17 protein-coding genes are annotated in these 17,249 nt (G+C 67.5%); 6 read left to right on the top strand and 11 right to left on the bottom strand.

What is annotated here, in order from left to right; genetic code table 11:
* Positions 1-103 precede the first annotated feature (103 nt).
* Together AC1VWI_RS44665 and AC1VWI_RS44670 are read left to right on the top strand one after the other, a co-directional pair.
* Complete coding sequence (locus AC1VWI_RS44665) at positions 104-466, top strand: VOC family protein (protein WP_499517099.1); 363 nt, start codon at positions 104-106, stop codon at positions 464-466.
* Positions 467-604: 138 nt separating this feature from the next.
* The gene (locus AC1VWI_RS44670) at positions 605-1,486 is read left to right on the top strand and encodes a helix-turn-helix transcriptional regulator (protein ID WP_499517100.1); all 882 of its coding nucleotides are present in this window, start codon (positions 605-607) and stop codon (positions 1,484-1,486) included.
* Between the two features lie 193 nt (positions 1,487-1,679).
* Here the strand turns inward: AC1VWI_RS44670 and AC1VWI_RS44675 are convergent, their stop codons facing one another.
* Positions 1,680-1,877 carry a hypothetical protein gene (locus AC1VWI_RS44675; RefSeq protein ID WP_499517101.1) on the bottom strand — a complete coding sequence of 66 codons (198 nt, stop codon included), beginning with the start codon at positions 1,875-1,877 and terminating at the stop codon, positions 1,680-1,682.
* A 454-nt stretch (positions 1,878-2,331) separates the two neighbouring features.
* Between AC1VWI_RS44675 and AC1VWI_RS44680 the strand changes: the two genes are divergently transcribed.
* Positions 2,332-2,637, top strand: coding sequence for a DUF6233 domain-containing protein (locus tag AC1VWI_RS44680; protein ID WP_499517152.1), 306 nt, complete (start codon positions 2,332-2,334; stop codon positions 2,635-2,637).
* Between the two features lie 395 nt (positions 2,638-3,032).
* On the opposite strand, the gene AC1VWI_RS44685 is transcribed toward AC1VWI_RS44680, so the two are convergent.
* The 7 genes from AC1VWI_RS44685 to AC1VWI_RS44715 all read right to left on the bottom strand — a co-directional run bounded on the left by AC1VWI_RS44685 (position 3,033) and on the right by AC1VWI_RS44715 (position 9,323).
* Entirely contained in the window at positions 3,033-3,188 is a 156-nt protein-coding gene (locus AC1VWI_RS44685; protein WP_499517102.1) for a hypothetical protein, read from the bottom strand.
* 383 nt (positions 3,189-3,571) lie between these two features.
* Positions 3,572-4,564, bottom strand: coding sequence for a helix-turn-helix domain-containing protein (locus AC1VWI_RS44690; RefSeq protein WP_499517103.1), 993 nt, complete (start codon positions 4,562-4,564; stop codon positions 3,572-3,574).
* A 400-nt stretch (positions 4,565-4,964) separates the two neighbouring features.
* Complete coding sequence (locus tag AC1VWI_RS44695; RefSeq protein ID WP_499517104.1) at positions 4,965-5,249, bottom strand: hypothetical protein; 285 nt, start codon at positions 5,247-5,249, stop codon at positions 4,965-4,967.
* Positions 5,250-5,923: 674 nt separating this feature from the next.
* Positions 5,924-7,375, bottom strand: a complete 1,452-nt coding sequence (locus AC1VWI_RS44700; RefSeq protein WP_499517153.1) for a UvrD-helicase domain-containing protein — start codon at positions 7,373-7,375, stop codon at positions 5,924-5,926.
* Between the two features lie 52 nt (positions 7,376-7,427).
* Positions 7,428-7,895, bottom strand: coding sequence for a DnaB-like helicase N-terminal domain-containing protein (locus AC1VWI_RS44705; RefSeq protein ID WP_499517105.1), 468 nt, complete (start codon positions 7,893-7,895; stop codon positions 7,428-7,430).
* Positions 7,896-8,024: 129 nt separating this feature from the next.
* Positions 8,025-8,876 (bottom strand): DUF6083 domain-containing protein, encoded by an 852-nt coding sequence (locus AC1VWI_RS44710; RefSeq protein WP_499517106.1) that lies wholly within the window; start codon positions 8,874-8,876, stop codon positions 8,025-8,027.
* Between the two features lie 180 nt (positions 8,877-9,056).
* Positions 9,057-9,323: a helix-turn-helix transcriptional regulator gene (locus AC1VWI_RS44715; protein ID WP_499517107.1), complete on the bottom strand. Its 267-nt coding sequence runs from the start codon at positions 9,321-9,323 to the stop codon at positions 9,057-9,059.
* 841 nt (positions 9,324-10,164) lie between these two features.
* On the opposite strand from AC1VWI_RS44715, the gene AC1VWI_RS44720 reads away from it, so the two are divergent.
* Complete coding sequence (locus AC1VWI_RS44720; protein WP_499517108.1) at positions 10,165-10,626, top strand: hypothetical protein; 462 nt, start codon at positions 10,165-10,167, stop codon at positions 10,624-10,626.
* Positions 10,627-10,680: 54 nt separating this feature from the next.
* Here AC1VWI_RS44720 and AC1VWI_RS44725 read toward each other — a convergent pair whose 3' ends face one another.
* Together AC1VWI_RS44725 and AC1VWI_RS44730 are read right to left on the bottom strand one after the other, a co-directional pair.
* Positions 10,681-12,036 carry a NucA/NucB deoxyribonuclease domain-containing protein gene (locus tag AC1VWI_RS44725; RefSeq protein ID WP_499517109.1) on the bottom strand — a complete coding sequence of 452 codons (1,356 nt, stop codon included), beginning with the start codon at positions 12,034-12,036 and terminating at the stop codon, positions 10,681-10,683.
* A gap of 202 nt (positions 12,037-12,238) precedes the next feature.
* Positions 12,239-12,817, bottom strand: coding sequence for a restriction endonuclease (locus AC1VWI_RS44730; protein WP_499517110.1), 579 nt, complete (start codon positions 12,815-12,817; stop codon positions 12,239-12,241).
* A 571-nt stretch (positions 12,818-13,388) separates the two neighbouring features.
* On the opposite strand from AC1VWI_RS44730, the gene AC1VWI_RS44735 reads away from it, so the two are divergent.
* Positions 13,389-14,072 (top strand): hypothetical protein, encoded by a 684-nt coding sequence (locus tag AC1VWI_RS44735; protein WP_499517111.1) that lies wholly within the window; start codon positions 13,389-13,391, stop codon positions 14,070-14,072.
* A gap of 163 nt (positions 14,073-14,235) precedes the next feature.
* Here the strand turns inward: AC1VWI_RS44735 and AC1VWI_RS44740 are convergent, their stop codons facing one another.
* Complete coding sequence (locus AC1VWI_RS44740; protein WP_499517112.1) at positions 14,236-15,222, bottom strand: hypothetical protein; 987 nt, start codon at positions 15,220-15,222, stop codon at positions 14,236-14,238.
* Between the two features lie 187 nt (positions 15,223-15,409).
* Here AC1VWI_RS44740 and AC1VWI_RS44745 point away from each other — a divergent pair, with 187 nt between their 5' ends.
* Entirely contained in the window at positions 15,410-17,149 is a 1,740-nt protein-coding gene (locus AC1VWI_RS44745; RefSeq protein WP_499517113.1) for an AIPR family protein, read from the top strand.
* Positions 17,150-17,249: the final 100 nt, after the last annotated feature.

A 17,249-nucleotide genomic window follows, 5' to 3' on the forward strand; every position in this document is an offset into this window, starting at 1 on the left:
CAGCTGCCCGCCCGGCCCCGGCACCTTGACAGCGCTTCCCCACCGCCTCCGGGAAGCAGCCCACCGGCGTGCACGCCGCACCCTCTGGCAGAAGGAAACCAGCATGAACCTTGCCTCACCGGCCCTCGTCCTCAACGTTCCCGACATGGCCGCCTCACGCGACTTCGCCCACCAGTACCTCGACTTCCAGGTCACTGCCGCCACCGACGACTTCACCGTCCTGGAACACGAGGACCACGGGCTGCGGCTCATCTTCAGCCCGCTTGCCGAAGGCGCGCAGCCCGCGGAGTTCCGCCAGATACAGGTGGGCTTCCTCGTCACCGGCGTCGACGAGCACTGGGCACGGCTGAAGGACCAGGTCGCCATCGGCGACCCCATCCAGACGCTGGCGATCCTGCCCGAGCGCTACTTCCAGATCATCGACCCCAACGGCGTCATATACCGGTTCATCGAGTTCGTGGACTGACAACGACCCCAGCGCGCCGCTTCCCACCTGCGACAACGCGACGAGGCCGCCAGGTGCGGGGCACTGACCGCGCTCTCTCACCCAGAGGGGTACTGGCAGGGACTCTCACCACAATCACCACCGCCCTAGGCTGGAATCATGGACAAACAAGCCGAAGTCAGCGCATTCCTCAAAGCGCGCCGCGACCGGATCACGCCCGAAGAGGCGGGCTTGACGTCCTACGGCAAACGCCGCGTGCCGGGCCTGCGCCGCGGCGAGGTCGCCACGCTCGCCGGAGTGAGCGTGGAGTACTACACCCGCCTGGAACGCGGCAACCTCAGCGGCGTCTCCGACAGCGTCCTGGACGCCCTGTGCAATGCCCTGCGCCTCGACGACACCGAACGCGACCATCTGTACACCCTGGCCCGTGCGGCCGACACCGGGCCGGCACGCACCCGCCGCGAGCCCGCGAGGAAGCAGACCGTACGCCCGAGCGTGCTGCGCATCATCGAAGGCCTGCATGACCAGCCCGCCTACATACGCAACAACAGAATGGACATCCTGGCCGCCAACCCCCTCGGCCGCGCCCTGCTGCAGGAACTGTTCGAGCACGACGAGCCTAACCTCTGCCGGTTCGTTTTCCTCGACCCCCGCGCGCCCCGGCTGTACCTCGATTGGGAACGCGTGGCCCGCAACGGCGTGGGCGTCCTTCGAGTGGAGACCGCGAAGAACCCCTACGACCGCGAGCTGTGCACCCTGATCGGCGAGCTGTCCACCCGTAGCGACGCCTTCCGCACCATGTGGGCGGAACAGGACGTACACACCTACACCAGGGGCGTCAAACGCTTCCTGCACCCCGCGGTCGGCGAGATCGCTCTCGTCCACGAGTCCCTGGACCTGCCCGGCGACGGCGGGCTGTCCATCACCGTCTACAACGCCGATCCCGACACCCCGGCCGCCGACGCCCTCAAACTCCTCGCCAGCTGGGCAGCCACGCAGGACCAGGATGCGGCCACCCCGACAGCCGAGAACGAACGCTGATCCGCCCGTTGCCTCCAGCAGTGCACTCGCACATGCAGTAGCGCGACTGGTCTGTGTACAGCCCGGCGAACGTCGGCAGTGCCTGAGGATGCCGCCCCGGCCGCACCCTCCGCCGCGTCGCCGACCCGCGTATCGGGCGCGGCGAGCGCGGCACTACCCAGGCGGGTGCCGCCGCTCCGCGTTGCCGCCAGGGTCAGGACCAGCGCCGGGGGGAGAGGGCGGGGACGCAGGCCTGGGCGGCCACCTGCTGCTGGAGCGCCGCGTTGGTGTCCTTGAACTTGCTGTTCTCAATCTCCAGGACGTGAACCATCCGGGCCAGTAGCTGCGTTTGGCCGCGCAGATCGTCGCGTTCGGCGCGGACGCGGGTCAGGTCCTGCTGCTGCCTGGCCACGCGGGCCCAAGAGAGGCGCGGGCCTTGACCAGGGCGTAGAACAAGACCTTGAGGCCGTGATCAATGTGGGTTGGCGGAACCGAGCCAGGACTCCTACGGTTAGCGACTTCCTCAACCTCAGCTCCGTCGGGGGCTTCCCGGGGCGCAGATCTGCAGCGGCACCGGCAGGCGCGTGGGCTTCGGACCTCCGGGAGGCTACGCGGATACCTCGCGGTGCAGTACGCCCACTCCATCCCGGTCTCGGAGGAAGCTGCCAGGCATCCCGAGGCCCGGGACCAGGGCCGCGGACGGGAGGAGCAGCGGCCGTCACGGCACGCAGGCCGTGTCTGGTGAGAATGGTCTTGCGCATGCCAAGACGGGAAGTGATCTTGGCGTGGAACGAACCAAGCCCCCTTTCGAACAACGAATAGTGCAGGGTACGAATACTGCCTCTTCACCAGTCGTTCGCGGCCGTATGCGGGCCCTGCCCTCCCCCGTGCGGTTCTGGGCCCCCGCCTCGGACTGCTCCCCCATCGCCGGCCAGGACTACGCCGCCGTGCCGACCGAGCGGGTAGGTAAAAGCCCGGCCTGGACCCTCGAGCGCCGCTTCGACAGGGCCGAGGTTGCCGCCCAGTACCTGGTGCACAGCGGCGGCTGCCGGGCGGGCCACGGGGACCACCGGCCCGCTGACGACGAGCAGGCCAGGACCGCCCTCGGCCAGCGAGACGCAGTGCCGTGCCCCGTGTGCCGACCCGATCGTGCACTGCGAGAACGGCACTAGCTAGATGTCATGCAGAAGGTGCGCTGGCACGGTCCCGAGTAGCAGGTAGCGGGCCTGCGGCGCCGCCGTGCTGCGTAGCCTGACCCGGTTGGCTGTGGTGGGGCTGCACGGTAGCCGGGGCGGTTGTTCGATGGGCGACAGCGGTCCGGCGTGGCCCCCGACACGCCGGACCCGGAACGGACAAGCAGCTGCGGGCCGACGGCCGGGCAGTGGCGTACTGCGGCAGGACCGGCAGCCCTGATGACGATGCCATCTCACGGAGTCCAGAGGCCCTGGCAGCACCCGCCGCGGCATACAGAGCGGCTCAACTTCCGTCCCCGTCCCGGTCAGGCTCTTGCAGTGCGGCGGCGTCCGATACTGATGCCGAGCATGGGCCGAGCACATCCAGCGCGCATTCACAATGCGGGCCTATCGGGCGCGGTGACGACGACGCTGCGGTCCTCAGGGTAGGGGTAGTAGACGATGGTCTCGGCGGCTTCAGGGTGCTCGTGGGACAGCAGGATCTCCAGGGCGCTGCGCGCCTCGTCCAGCGCCCGCAGTGCGGCACCCACCTTTTTGTGGGGTACACCATCGGGTCCACGGCTTGGGTACGCCTTGTCGAGTTGGACAGCCCGGTGAGCGAGTTCATCGCGGATGCCGGCAAGAACACGGCCCATCTCGAGGTGTTCATCCAGGGTGAGTCGGGGCTTCCTGGGCATGCAGGTCTCCGCTCGGCTGATAGCTGGGGCGGAATGCTCAACGACGGATGCGTGGGAGAGTCCCCGCGGACCGCCTCTCCAGGGTCGTGGGCTGGACCAGACAAATGGGGAACGAAGAGCGAAGCCGGGATTTCTTGCTACAGGAGCGCACCGGCCGTGATCGCATTCCGGTGCCACCCGATCGCTGAGCGGGCTCAGATCGCTCGATGACAAAGTTCGAGGGAGTCTGACGGCATTTAAGGAGTGGGAGCAGCATGAGCTGGTTCGGCCCGTCTTAACGCCCCGGGAACGTAGTGGTCCGAGCCTGAGCTGCCGCGATCCTTCGGCAGTTGAGCGGCAGCAAGCCATAGGGGGTGGAAGTACGTGGGAGATCCGCCCAGTACATCCAGCAAGCGAAGGAGCGTAGGCCAGTCGCACGTCTCGGCGCCGTCCAGGATGGCAGTGACCTGGGAAGGTTGTAGCGCCCACTGGGAGGCACGACTGATTTGCCGCGCGGAGGGCTGTCCGGCTCGCACGTGCAGGGTGCGCAGGGCTGCCATCAGCCGCTGAAGCGCTTGAGTGCGGGTGCTGATGCCAGCTAGTGAGTCGATTTCGTCGGCGGGGTCGCGTGACGGCCGCCGCCGCAACTGCTCGGATTCCCACACTTCCCTTAGTACGGCGGGATCGGCGCCGCAGGCTCTTGCGAAACGCTCGGTGATCACCCAGGAGGGAACCCTCTGTCCGCTCAGAACGCGACTGAGGTACGAGGGCGAGCAGCGAGCTTGCCGTGCCAGGTTCTGTAGCGGGAGTTGGGAGGCCCGGGCCAGTCTGGAGAGGACCGGGGCAAGCTGGTTATAGGCTGCGCTGTTGCCTTCGACCACTGCCGGAATCTCGTCATCTCGGCCTGGTTCCTCGACGCCGTGCCGCGGCGGCTCCTGATAGAGGGCGCGTAGCGAGGTGGGCGCTGACGGCAGGTGGGCAACCTGGTTCAGGCGGCGCAGGATGTAGTCGTCGGTGTAGCGGTGCCGGGCGGTGTCTTCGCTGATGGCCAGAGCCTGCCCGACGCGGCTCCACGTGGTCTGACGCAGCCGTGCATTGCCGACGAGACCGGCTGTGAGGCACTCCAGCCGCGTCCGCATCTGCCGCACCTGGTCGAGAAGGTACTCAGGGTCTGCGGACCCCAGCTGGCGAAGCAGTACGCGCGCGTCGTCCTGGAAGTCTTGAATGACGACGTGGAGGAGTCCTTCCAAGCGGCCTGGAGGCGTTCGCTGCGGCAGTACAGCGTTAGTCGACGCTTTGGACGGGCTCGCAGCTGGGGGGGATGCAGTCGGGACGGCCTCGGCCTGTGGTGCCAAGCCGCTTTGGCGACGTGCGCGGTGGGCGGCTTGGCGGCATGTGGTGGAGCAGTACTTTTGGGGGCGTCCCACTCTGGGCACTGCCGGCAAGGGTGAAAGGCAGAAGGCGCAGCAGTTCACGGCTTTTCCTCCTGTCGGTCAGAGGGCGTTTTCGCTAATTACGTCGCGTAGACCGGCCCCGAATGACCGGTGTGCTTCGTTGTTCGGACGGGGCACGCTGGCGTTTCGTCGCCGGTGCGGGCGGGCCCCGGGGTGGTCCGGTCCGGGCCTGAACCCGAACCGGACCAGAGCGCGTTCAGCAGCGCTGCCTATGCTTTCCGCAGCAGATCAGGGCGCCTGTGAGCACTCCCGCGAGTACACCGCCCAGCACCTGCAAGGCCAGTTCGGCGAGAGTCTGGGCACCCAGAGCCTTGCCGAAGATCAGCAGGATCAGCAGGACAGGTACCGCAAGGAACCGAACGAGGGTTGCCTTGCCCGCTTTGGCAACGCGAGCAGCAATTTCGTCGCCCCTGTTAATCTGCTTTCCAGGCGCCTTCCGGGTAACTGGTGTCGCGCCGTGGCGACGAGGGGGTCGAGCCATCGAGTCTCCTTAGAGCCGTAGTTGAGGAGCGCGCGCAGGCCCTCGTGCGTGGTCTGTAGCCCTGCGAGGACCTGCGCGCGTCTCTGTGCGTGACCATAGCGACACGGTGTGCGAAATACGAATCAGCATATTCTCGACAAATCGCACTTTTCCCAGGTCGCATGATCGGTGATGGGATGTTCTGTCGCCGGACGCCAAGAAGGTTTCCGGGGGCGCCGGAAAGTGCCAAGCGACGGCCGCCAATCAGCTCTGCGCGCACCGTAGTTGATCGCACAACTGCACAACACAACGGCGCTACATGCGGCTTGCTCCATCGACGGCGGCGCGACAGCGTGGCGCCCCGCTTCTCAGGCGGGGTTACGGGCAGCCCAGGAAGACCTATACACGTTGCCACCGCAGCCCTGGGGAGCGGCCCGGGCAGTACCTACGACGTCGCAGAATCCTGCACAGCATCCCAGAGAAGACCGCGAGCGCTACAGCCCCCGCGGCAACGCCCGCCAGGCTTCGCCGAAGAGCGGCACAAAAGGCGCAACATTACCGAACGAGAGATCAGCCGGCTCAGACAACCCCGGGTCGTGGCCAACGGATACGGCAAGCGCGGCTACGTCCTTCTCGGTACAGCCATCGCAGCAGCATTCGCCATCTGGCTCCGAACATGGTCGGCCGGACGAGTCCTAGAGGTTTCCGTCGGGGTGTTCGTTGATCCATTCCAAGCCGCCGAGGTCGAGGCGGGCGCGGGTGACGGCGACGTAGGCGAGGCGTGCGTCGGCGTCGTCGATCGGGCCGGGCAGTGGGTTTCCGTGCTCGTCCTTGTCGTCGCTGTCTTTGGGTGGGTAGAAGTCGTCGGCGATCTCGACCTGGGGCCATTCGCGGCCCTTGGATTTGTGTGCGGTGGAGATCGTCACCTGTGCGTCGCTCTCGGGTACGAGGCGGTTGACGGCGGCCAGGACGGCGTCGGTGCCGTGGTGGTCGACGAGGTCGACCAGGGGCTGTAGGTCACTGCCGGCGGGGTCGTGTTCGGCGTAGTCCTGCAGCTGGCCCCAGGAGGTGAACAGCACCAGTTCGGGATGGGAAGTGCGGCGTCCGTCCTGCAGGTCCCGGGCGGCCAGCGCCAGAGCGCGCAGGGCCTGGCCTCCCCCGACCAGCGCGACCCTGCGGCCCTTGGCGAGGAAGCGAAAGATCTGGGCCATGACTCCGATGTTGCTACGGCACAGCACCGCATCCGGCTTCGTCACCGCACCGACCTCGGTAGGGATCGTGTCGGTGCCTTCCAGGCGGATCGGGGCGCCTGCGATCGCCAGCCACCGGTTGGCTTCCAGTGCGAGGATGGGGCCGAAACGGAAGGACTGCGTCAGCGACAGGGCGGTGCCGTCGAAGCCGGTCATGACGTCCTTGGCGCCACGCCAGCCGTAGATGGCCTGCGCGGAATCGCCGACCATGACCAGCTGGGCGTGGCCGCGCTGGTTGAGCAGGACCTGCTCGAGGACGGGGTTGGTGTCTTGAGCTTCGTCCAGGAGAACGAAGTCGGTGTGGAGTTTCGGGTCGGACAGGGCCCAGATCTTCAGGTAGTGGTCGTGTTCGAAGCGGACCGCACCGGTGTTGGGGTGCTGCAGGTCGGCCCAGGCCGTGCGCGCGTAGGGCAGGATGCGGCGGGCGAGTTCCGCGTGCAGGCTTGCGGCCAGGCCACGGAGTGGGGGCACGTGGTGGTGGCCGATGACGGGGTCGGCGGACTGGCAGAACCGGGTGACGGTGCGCTGCGCCGTGGAGGTCAGCGTCGCGGGCCACACGACGTAGTTGCCGATGCGCATGGGCTTGGTGATCCCCAGTGCGTCGGCGGTGTGCCTCCCGGGCAGCCGGGGGCCGTTGAGGCGGGCACGGTAGCGGTGCCCGATAGCGGCGTAGGCGAGGGAGTGGGCGGTCTTGCACAGCACCGTGCCGGGGAAGCGGGTGGCGGCGTCCTGGGCGATGGACCGGTTGAACGCCACATACACGCCCCGGCGGGAGGTGCTGGTCGCAAGCTGGGTGAGGGTGGTGGTCTTGCCGGTGCCAGCACCGGCCTGGATCACCAGGTGATCCCCGGTGGCAAAGGCGTCAGCGGCCGCAATCTGTTCGTCAGTGGGCTTCAGCACGTTGAGCTTCATCGATCCGTGAGAGCGCGGTTGAGCCGCGCGAGGTTGGTCAGGTGTCGTCGTCGGTGAGGAAGCCGCGCATCGGCATCGACGACAAACCCTCAGAGTGAGCGGCCGTGTGGCGGCGCAGCGCGGCCAGGTCCCGAACGATCGCCGCGTAGTGCACCACCACCGGCTCCGCCGGGGCTGCGGCACGAGCAAGGTCATGGATCAGGCTCTTCCTCGCCTCGCCTGCGGAGTCGTCGGCGCCGGTTTGCTGCTGACGCTCGAGCTCGGCGGTGACGACTGCCGGGGTGCAGGGCTCCTTGTGGCGGTGGACCGCGGCTGCGGCACGGAAGACGTCCCGGCAGGCCGGGCTGCTGAAATGCGTCGGCCGCAGGACCGCCATGAGGTACGGGACCAGCTGCGAGTGCTGGAGCAAGACCACCAGGACCATGCGCTCGGCATGCTCATCGCACAATGCAGGCCCGGGTGAGGGCTGATCGGGGTCGGGAGTACCGACCAAGGTCTTGGACATGGGCGCCTCGCAAATAGGCAGAGAACGGACTCGACCTCTAGGAGGCTGCCGGAGCGGCACCGCGGACCGCAGCGCGATGACGACGGCCGTACCTTCAGGCGGATATGGCGGCTCCTGCCCGAGCGCGGGTTAGGGATCGGGAAGCCGGTCGCGGACGTATGGGCGGTGGCGCACCCGGTCGAAGGGCTCCCACTCGGTCCGCGCATGATCCGCGGCCTCGCCGATGTCGGCGTGCGTGGAGCAGCGCTGCTTGTGCCAGCGCAGTTGCTCGGCATACGGCATTCCGGTCAGGTCGTAGACCGCCATCAGCTCCTGCGCGATCGGCAGGCGGCCACCGCCGGGGCCAAGGAGCGGATCTGCTGGCTCCAGGCGCCACGTCCCTGGCAGGGCACCTGGTTCTTGGACCGGCAGAGGGCAGCGGCGGCGGGTGCGGGTGTGGGCCACGCACTGAAGCTGCTCGAGAGGCCCGGGGGCGAGGTAGCGGGTGTAGAGCAGGCACACCACCGGCCGCGCAGGCAGGCAGGTCGGCGCAGGGGCCGGTTCCTTCTCGGGACGGGGCGTGAACAAGCCGGCGTCCTGCAGCCGGCGCGAGGTCAGACCCAGTGCCCGGTGCGTCTCCGCCAGCAGCGGGCTGCGGTTGCCCGCCGGGCTGGCCGGGCACACGGCGTGATGCCGAACCCGGCACCAGGCACTCCCGTCCTGGCCGGCGTGGGCGGCGCCGGAGGAGACGTGCCAGCGCTCCCCCGCGGGGACGGTGCTGGCGGGCAGCTCGTCGGGATGGAGCGGGATCGGGGTACTGCCGGGGCGCTGGTACCACTCGACGTTGTTCCCGCAGGCGTCGCACCGGCCGACCTGTGCGGACCGCAGCAGCCGGCTGGGGCTATCCGCGTCGATACGCAGCGCCCGGCGGGGCCGGTAGTTCTTGCGGCTGCCGTCCCAGGCGCTGCCGTCTTCAGCGAAGGAGTTGTTCGTCGAGCGCATGACGGCAGACGATGACGACCGACACGCTACAACTGGGCTGACGAGGCCGCTCAGGTCACCGTCATGGCCGCATCAGTCGCGCTGGAGTTCGCTTCTTCGTGCGTGCGTTCGCCGCTGATCGCCGTTTCGGGTGGCGTCACGCTTCCCGGCAACTGGACCCCTGAGGCTTTCGCCAAGTGGTCAGGGAGCAGGCCGCGCGGGAGGTTCGTGGCTGGCACAGAGGGTGCCGAAGAGCTGGTCGAGCGGGGCACCGAGAGCGTGGGCGAGGGCGTGCCAGGTGGCCAGGGTGCCGATCGTGCGGCCCTGCTCGATCTCGATCAATGTGCGGCGTGACAGGCCGGTTCGGGCGGCGAGTTCGTCGTAGGTCCAGCCGCGTTCGGCCCGCAGTCGTGACAGCTCCAGGCGGAGCGCGTCGAGATTCGGGTCGGGCGGCGGAGTGATCGTCACCGCTCTATCGCACGGTGCAGAACCCTGCCCTGTCAGTGCAGACCTCTGCCCTATTTGCCCTCGTCAGGCTGCAAGCAAAGGGCAGAGGTCTGCACTACCGTGTGCCGCCACCGGCACTCCCCGCCTCGGGACGCCGGCCGAACCACTCGTCATACAGCAGGGAGGACAGCTCTCCATGGGGCACGGCGCACTCCCCCACCCGGTGAAGCGCACCTGGACACTCGAGGTCCGTCCCAGCCCTGCTGGGACGGCTCTGATCTGCCCGCACTGCGGCCAGCTCCCAGCCTCTGCCGGAATGGTCGCCACCCAGGCAGTGGTCGTCCGGCATCTGGCGCAGCATGCACGCTCCGAACCGCTCCCTGGTCACCTTCGGACGTGCCGGTGCGGGGAGCACGGCTGCCAGTGGCATCAACGGCACCGGGGTTGCGACGGGCCGATCGCGCTGCTGCTGACGCGCAGCGCGTGCGGCCGCATCTGGCGTCTCACTGACGCGTGCCGGGCCTGCGCGTCCGCCACACGGCACGCCGCCGCCGTTCGTGAACCCCAGAGAGGAACGAGCGACGTCCTGCTCGGCGGAAGCGGCCTCGGCAGGAGTGACGGGACGCTGCGGGTGGTCGATCCGGAAAGTGCGGCTGATGAAGCACCCTGGTGGGCCGATGGCGCCCTGTACGGCTGATCCGGGCCCCCGGCCCAGCGTGGACACCGCACCACCGCGGATGCGGCTGCAAGCTAGGGGTGTCGCGGGTCCTGAGCGGCCTGCCGCCGATGAGGCGAGGCAGGGCCTGGTGGGCACCTCGGGCAGACTGGCTCACGCCGTTGTCGATGTGCAGGGATGGTGGTTGTGCTGTTACGGCATCAGGAGGTCGAGGTCGATGTGGACTTCTACGGGTTCTGCCTGCAGGAGGCCGAGGACCAGTTCGTTCCCGAGATGTATCCGGACGGCCGCGAGAGCATCGGTGAACCCTTCTTGACCGCGCGCCCCGGGCGGTTGGACATCGAAAGCGGTGGCCACACCCACACCGCACACCTAAGGGCTGAGATCTTCGATGCCGAGCCACCGGCCGACACCCGTGAGCCGTGGGAGGCCAGCGGCCAGGCCCCGCTGTACTCCCAGTCGGGTGAGCTGCGGATCTGGGGCGTGGCGGGCGGCCCGATGGAGGAGTCCCTGGAGCTTGGTGCCACGGACACCCAGTGGCAGGTGCGGGTGCACTGCTCCGGGCGCGCGGAGGTGGGCCGCCTGGCGCAGTTGGAGGTCCCCAAGGGCGTGGAGCGCTATCTGGTGCAGTTCTGGCCCGCGGCTTGACCAGGGGTGGGCGGGGAGGCACCCGGGTGCGCGCCTCCCGCCCACCAGGCGGTGTCAGGTGATCTGGACGATGAAGGCGTCGTCTTGGCCGTCGACGAGGCGGTTCTTCAGCAGGAACCCGGACAGCAGGGTGCCGGCTGCTCCGTTATCAGCCTTGGGCAGCGGCAGGACCGAGTAGTTGTTCTTCGGCTTGGACGGTTCATAGGCGGGCAGTGCCTGGGCGCAGCCTTCGTAGGTGACGGCGAAGGGGAATTCGTCGCATTCGTTGCCGCCGGCGGCGTAGTTCGTGCCCCAGTACTGGCGGCAGTTACGGATGGCCTCGCTGCGGTTCTTCTCGCGCCGTGTCTTGTCGTGGAAGAGGCGGTGCAGCGGCTTGTCGGCGCTCTGGCCGGGGAGCTTCTTGGCGGCGTTGGTGGGCTTGGTGGTGGCGGGCTTGGTGTAGGCGGTCTTGATGTGGTCGGCGACCGCTTTCTCGGGGGCGCTGGCCTTGGAGCTGTACTGCAGGGTGGCCAGGTAGCTGAAGACAGCCGCGCCTGCCCGGGTGACGTAGGTGGCGGTGTCCCAGCGTGGCGCGAGGAAGAACAGGTCGCCCTTCAAGGCTCCCTGCATCTCCCAGCCCGGTGGGGGTGTGAGTTCGATGGTGGGCTGGTAGACGGCGAAGACGAGGTCGTCGGCTCCCGTTCCCTGTCCGGCGCTGACACTGACGGAGTGCAGGAAGGTCGCCGGGTTCTGCGCGGCGAGCACCTGCCAGCTCTGGGGTCCGGGGATACTTCCGCCCTGCGTGACCTGGGCGCTGGCCGGCCACTTCTGCGGCACGATGATCTTGGGTGTGATCATCAGTGCGCCAGTGCCGGTGGTGCCGGTCTGCTGCATGTTGGTGAAGTAGTACTGCACCTTCATGTCGCGGCTGCTCTTGGCGATGGTGCCGACGGCCAGGACCACGAACTGGCTCTCCCCGACGATCTGCCGGTTGCGGCTCCACCGTTGAGTGAACGCTGCGCCGGAGCAGACGGCAAAGCGGGATTTGACGTAGAACTTGCTGTCGGTCCCCAGGCCCGCACGGCACTCCTCGGCCGTCATGGTGTGCACCGGCTCCGGATAGGAGATCGCGGCTGCTGACAGCGCCGGGCGCTGCGGCGGAGCCACAGCGGAGGGCTGTGCGGCCCGAGGCGCATACGAGGCCGCGGGACCCACGAGCTCCAGTGGGCTGCGGATGCCTTCGGCTGCCGACTGGTCGGCCTGGCGGGCCAGCTCCGCCGCTTCCTGCGGGGACCGCAGGTGCTGCAGAGAAGGGCTGACGGCGCCTGGCGGAAGAACATAGGAGTCGACGGTTAAAGCCGCAGGCTGTGCTACTGCGGTAGTCGGGGCTATCAGCGGGACGAGCAGCGCCGTGGTCAGCAGCGCGGTCACTCGTCCACGGGCCCAACGCAGTCGCCGGGTCGGTGTCATGTGTGGTTCCCCCACGAAACGGGTGTGCCGCCCGGGTGGTCTGATCCCGGACAGCCGGACCGCACACATGTAGCAATACCGAGCAGTAGCATCCGATCAACTCGACGCTCAATGGCGGAAAACCGCAGCAGGGTTGGCTCAGTTGATCGCCGGCCCGGCAGGCTCAGCCTTCTGGGTCCAGCTTCCGGTTCGTCCCGGACCGGCGGATGTCCAGATCAAGGAACGACGCCAACGGACTGCCGCTGTTCCAGAAGCCGAGTAGATCGATGTCGATGAGCGTCAGCTGCTGCTTGGCGGCGAACCTGCGTGCAGGTTCGGTGTACTTGCATGAAGCCACGAAGACCGGCACATCGGCTCCGTGCTCCGCACGGGCCGTGCCGTTGAATGTCTGGATGTCCCGGCTGCCTACCGAGCGGTGCCGGGCGTAGCGCTTGCACTGGATCACGAGTTTCCGGCCGTCCGGCAGGCGGCCGATCACGTCGGCGCCCAGGTCGCCGGCACCGCCCACGCGACGGACTTCAGTGCAGCCGTCCCGGCGGCACAGTGTCGCCACGTACTCCTCGAATTCCCGATCGCTCATCCGCCACACCGAATCCAGCGACTGAACGGCTTGCACCCGGGCCTGCTCTGCCAGCCGGATCCGCTCGGCCGCAGCCTCACGGCGACCCGCCCGCACCAGCCCCGTCACCACAATTGCTGCGATCACAGTGGCTAATGCCATCACCACGCATAACGCGACCACCGCTCGTCCCCCTCCCCCAAGCCGGCTGACCCCGCGCCCCGCGTTCCTCCCCCATTCGGTCCCGGATTACCCCAGAAGGACGGCGCCGACCGCGGATTCGAGACAGCGCCGGCTCCGCCCACGGGAGATGTCTTGCGCGGCCATCACCTGCACTCCGAGAGTCGCCGGCCTCCCCCGCATGTGCCTGGCCAGCACTCCTGGACGCGCACGCGCTTCAGTCCTCCGTTCGTCCGGTGCAGTGCTCTGTCCAGATCCGGGCATCGAAAGGTCAGCCGGAACCGTTGGTGCGGAGCTGGCTCTCTGCCAGCGGCACCCCCGCCTCAACCACCGCTCGATTTAGCTGACTTCACGGCGTCAATCTCGTTGAAACAAACCTAGGAAAAGGCTGTGGAAAGCTCACGACCAGGGGCACGGCTCGCATCGGATAGATGACTTCCCGATGCTCTACGGGGACGCGACCAAGCTGTCACGACCAGCCCGATATGGGTTGTTGGCGCGTGATCACAACGCACATTGACTCTCGGGTAGGTACTATCCGGCAGCAACACCCGATACCCGAGGAGCGGCTGTCGTGTCCAACAACAACACCATTCAGGACCGGTATGCGACGCGTCTCGCAGAGGACCTGGACAACAACGCCAACGAGCAGGAGAAGGTCCGCGTGCAGTTGGCGGACCTCCAAAGCCGGCTGGCGCAGCTCGAACAGGAGCAGGCATGGTTGACCCAACTGCAGGGAACCGTGGCCGGCGCGCAAAGCGCGGCTGCGCCGGAGCAACCGGCAAGTGAAGCGCCTTCCGGCGACAGGGCCGACGAGCCGAAGGTGACGTCTTCGGCCCAGCCGGTGCCCCGTCCGCGCGGGCGGAAGAAGCCGGCCGGTGAGCCGGCAACCCGCAAGGCCAGGAAGAAGACGGCAGCCCCCAAGGCGGGCACGAAGCCCAAGCCCGCCGCTTCACGGTCGAGCACGGAGCCGACACTGCGCAGCCTGGTCGTGGACATACTGGCCGCGAGCAGTGAACCGCGCATGGTCAGCGAGTTCGTCGATGCCCTGGCCAAGCAGCACTCCGATCGCGCCACGCCGAGTGCCCCCGTGGTGCGCAATACCTTGGAGTCGCTGGTAGCCAAGGGACTCGCCGAACGTGCCCGCCGGCAGGGCAGTGTCTTCTACACTCCCCTCTCCCCCTCGGCCACCGACGCCGGCAATGTGACCGAGGCAGCAGCGTCCCAGGCTGCAGAACCGGTCCCGGCAACGGCCTGACCTCAAGCACCTGTGGCAGGAGGCGGCGTGCCTCCTGCCACAAGCGTGGGGGCTGCCTGCACTCACCTATTTCGCTTCTTCTCAGCTCCCCCTGTCTGCCCGATAGTTGTGCCCCTGGATTCGCCGTTCGCGGGGTGTGTTGGCGGGACGAGCCGCCCCCAGATCACAAGGACGATCCCGGGCTCTCGTCCGGCCACACGATGCTCAGCACGACGGTATGGCGCACGCCGGCGTCGAGCATCGCCTGGCCGCGGTGCTGGCCGTTGGTGTACCCGCGGCTATCGGCATCGATTGCGTGGGCGGTGTTGAACAGCGTGGCAAGCGCCTGGGTCTGCCATGGGTCCGCTCCGGCCGTGGCGGCGTGCTCCAGGGCGAAGTCCTCCATGCTGTCAGCACTCACGCCGGCAGCGCGTGCGCGTGCGAGGACCTCCAGTGCCATGGCGTTGACCTGGTGCCAGTCCCCGCCGTGGTACCAGCAGCAGGTACGGGAGCCTCGCCGGGGCCGTGCCTGGCGTGCCCACCGGCGCCACCAGCGGATGCCCGAAGGCATGCAGTCGGGCTCGCGGAACGGTCGCGGCCTAGCCAGCCGACGTACCGCCATCACCTCGAAACTCACCTGCGGCTCGGGCTCGGCAAGAGGTGGGGCGAATCCGGAGCCGCGGTCAGCAGCGACAGGCATACCTACGAGGTCTTCGAGCTGCCCGGGAGTGATCGTCGCCCAGCCCGGCTGCCTCAGCTGGTAAGGGTGAACGTCGGCGAAGATGACAAGCTGGAAGACCTCAGGAAAGTGCGTGATGGTGTCGCGCAACTGACGCTGAATCCAGACCGGGGGCTGCGCGTCGGCAGGAAAGTACCGTTCCCACACAGCGGCAGCGAACCGCTCCGCCCCGTTCGTCAGGAACGTGCCCTCGCCAGCGGCCTGCGTGGCCACCGCCACCGGGCGGGTGCCGGGCGCGGTGAACAACTGCAGCCGGAAGGTCGATTCATGTCCCGTGGCGGTCCGTGCGCGGAACATGTGGTCGTCCACCATGCGCTGTCTCGGCGCAGCCAAGCGCAGCACGGCCTCGACCGCGGCCGTCGCATCACTCGTACTGTCCTTCATCAGGCCGATCATGCCCTGGCCCGTGGGCACAGGCCAGTCCTCTGTCATGGGGGCACCTCACTCGCTGACTGCACGCTCCGGTCACCGGTGCATGACTTTGAACGGCCAAGACCCGCGACGCCGACGATGTCGTCTGCGATCCGTTCGCATGTTGCTTAGGTACGTGCATGGGGGTGTTCACTCAAGCCATCTCCTGTCAGCATTTTTTGGGGTTTGCTGATCAGTGGGGGGTTGCATGACATCCGTGCAGAACAACGACCAGCGGCTGCTCGACCGCATCCTGGATGACCAGCACCGCCGCCTGGCGCCGCAGAAGGGCCGGGAGGATTTCTTCACCTTCTTCTCCGCCGACAAGGCGCTGCAGGACTGGGATCTCGACAACGACGAGATCATGGACGGCATCGTCGACGGGGCGCACGACTGCGGCATCGACGGCATCTGGACCTTCGTGGACGGCCGGTACGTCACCGCGGACGCTCACCGGTACCTGCCCTCGCGCGCTGGCACCATCGAGCTGGTCATCCTGCAGTCCAAGAGCTCGACGGGCTACCAGGAGACGGTCATCGAGAAGCTGCACTTCCATCTGCCGGAGCTGCTCGACATGAGCCGCGATGAGGAGCTGCTGGCGCCTCGTACCAATGCCAAGCTCCTGGACCGCACCCGGCGCTTCCTACGCATCCTCGAGGACCTGGCCTCTTCATTCCCCCAGGTCCGCATCAAGGTGATCTACGCCAGCAAGGCCGCCGACAGCCCGCACCCAAACGTGAAGTCCAAAGGCGATCGGCTACGGCGGGAGCTGGCGAAGATCACCTCCGATGCAACTGCGAGCATCGAATACCTCAATGCCGCGGACCTACGGGAACGCACCGCCCGCGGCGCCAAGGCCGTGGCGCAGCTGGTGTTCTCAGAGACCCCAATGAGCACCTCGCTGGGCGAGGGGTACGTCTGCCTCGCACGGCTGGACGAGTACTACCGGTTCATCACGTCCGACAACGAGGCGCTACGGCTGGAGCTGTTCGAGTCGAACGTTCGTGACTACGCAGGCTCGACAGCGGTGAACAACGCCATCGGCGAGACCCTCAAGTCAGGAACCGGCGAGGACTTCTGGTGGTTCAACAACGGCGTCACGGTGGTGGCCGACGCAGCTCAGATCGCCGGCAAGAAGATCATCGTGAAGGACCCGCAGATCGTCAACGGCCTCCAGACCAGCCACGAGGTCTACGCCTACTTCCAAAACGGCGGCCAGCACCGCGACCGGTCCCTCCTGGTCAAGATCGTCGTGGCACCGGAGTCAGGGACCGCCCGCGACCGGATCATCCGGGCGACCAACAGCCAGACCCAGCTGCCGGCAGGCGCCCTTCGCGCGACGGAGTCCATCCAGAAGGACATCGAGGAGAGCCTGACCCACTCCGGGGGCTACTACTACGAGCGCCGGGCCAGCTACTACCGCAACCTCGGCTTCCCCCTCGACCGCGTCGTCAGCATGACCCGTCTGGCACGCGAGTTCACCGCCTTCGTCCTACGTGAGCCGCACACCGCGCTCCGGCACTCGGAAGCCCTGCTCCTCGATGACCAGTACTACAGCCAGATCTTCACCTCCAAGCAGGACCTGGACATCTACCGGCTCTGCTTGGACGTTCACACCCACCTGCGGACTTTCCTCACCCAGTACGCCGAAGACCACCCCCTGCTCGGGGAGACTCTGGAGAACTGGCTCTACCCCCTGGCCTCCATGTCCGCCTATGCCCTCACCCGGCTACGCCAACCCGCCCCGCGGGACCTGCTCCACATCGACCTCGAACACCTCAACGACGACCTGATGACCCGCATGACCGGAACCTTGGAACTGAACTTCAAAACCGCCCTCCGCCAAAGCAAAGCCGGCGGAGTAGACCGCATCGCCCGCACCCCCGAGTTCACCACCAAGCTCCGCCAGGCCGTCATCTCACAAGGCCGCTACCACATCGAACGCTAGTACGCCCGGCACCGGAAGGCTCTGTCCGCCCCGCGCAGGCGACGAGAGACGAATCGCCCCCCAGAGCTACTGACTTGTAATGCGTGATGTCGTGGGGTGC

The organism is Streptomyces sp. TOM-9 (genome assembly GCF_056858595.1).

Coding starts and splice junctions, on each gene's coding strand:
- AC1VWI_RS44665 (WP_499517099.1), top strand. CDS start 104: ATGAACCTTGCCTCACCGGCCCTCGTCCTCAACGTTCCCGACATGGCC.
- AC1VWI_RS44670 (WP_499517100.1), top strand. CDS start 605: ATGGACAAACAAGCCGAAGTCAGCGCATTCCTCAAAGCGCGCCGCGAC.
- AC1VWI_RS44680 (WP_499517152.1), top strand. CDS start 2,332: ATGCGGGCCCTGCCCTCCCCCGTGCGGTTCTGGGCCCCCGCCTCGGAC.
- AC1VWI_RS44695 (WP_499517104.1), bottom strand. CDS start 5,249: ATGGCTCGACCCCCTCGTCGCCACGGCGCGACACCAGTTACCCGGAAG.
- AC1VWI_RS44705 (WP_499517105.1), bottom strand. CDS start 7,895: ATGTCCAAGACCTTGGTCGGTACTCCCGACCCCGATCAGCCCTCACCC.
- AC1VWI_RS44710 (WP_499517106.1), bottom strand. CDS start 8,876: ATGCGCTCGACGAACAACTCCTTCGCTGAAGACGGCAGCGCCTGGGAC.
- AC1VWI_RS44740 (WP_499517112.1), bottom strand. CDS start 15,222: ATGACAGAGGACTGGCCTGTGCCCACGGGCCAGGGCATGATCGGCCTG.
- AC1VWI_RS44745 (WP_499517113.1), top strand. CDS start 15,410: ATGACATCCGTGCAGAACAACGACCAGCGGCTGCTCGACCGCATCCTG.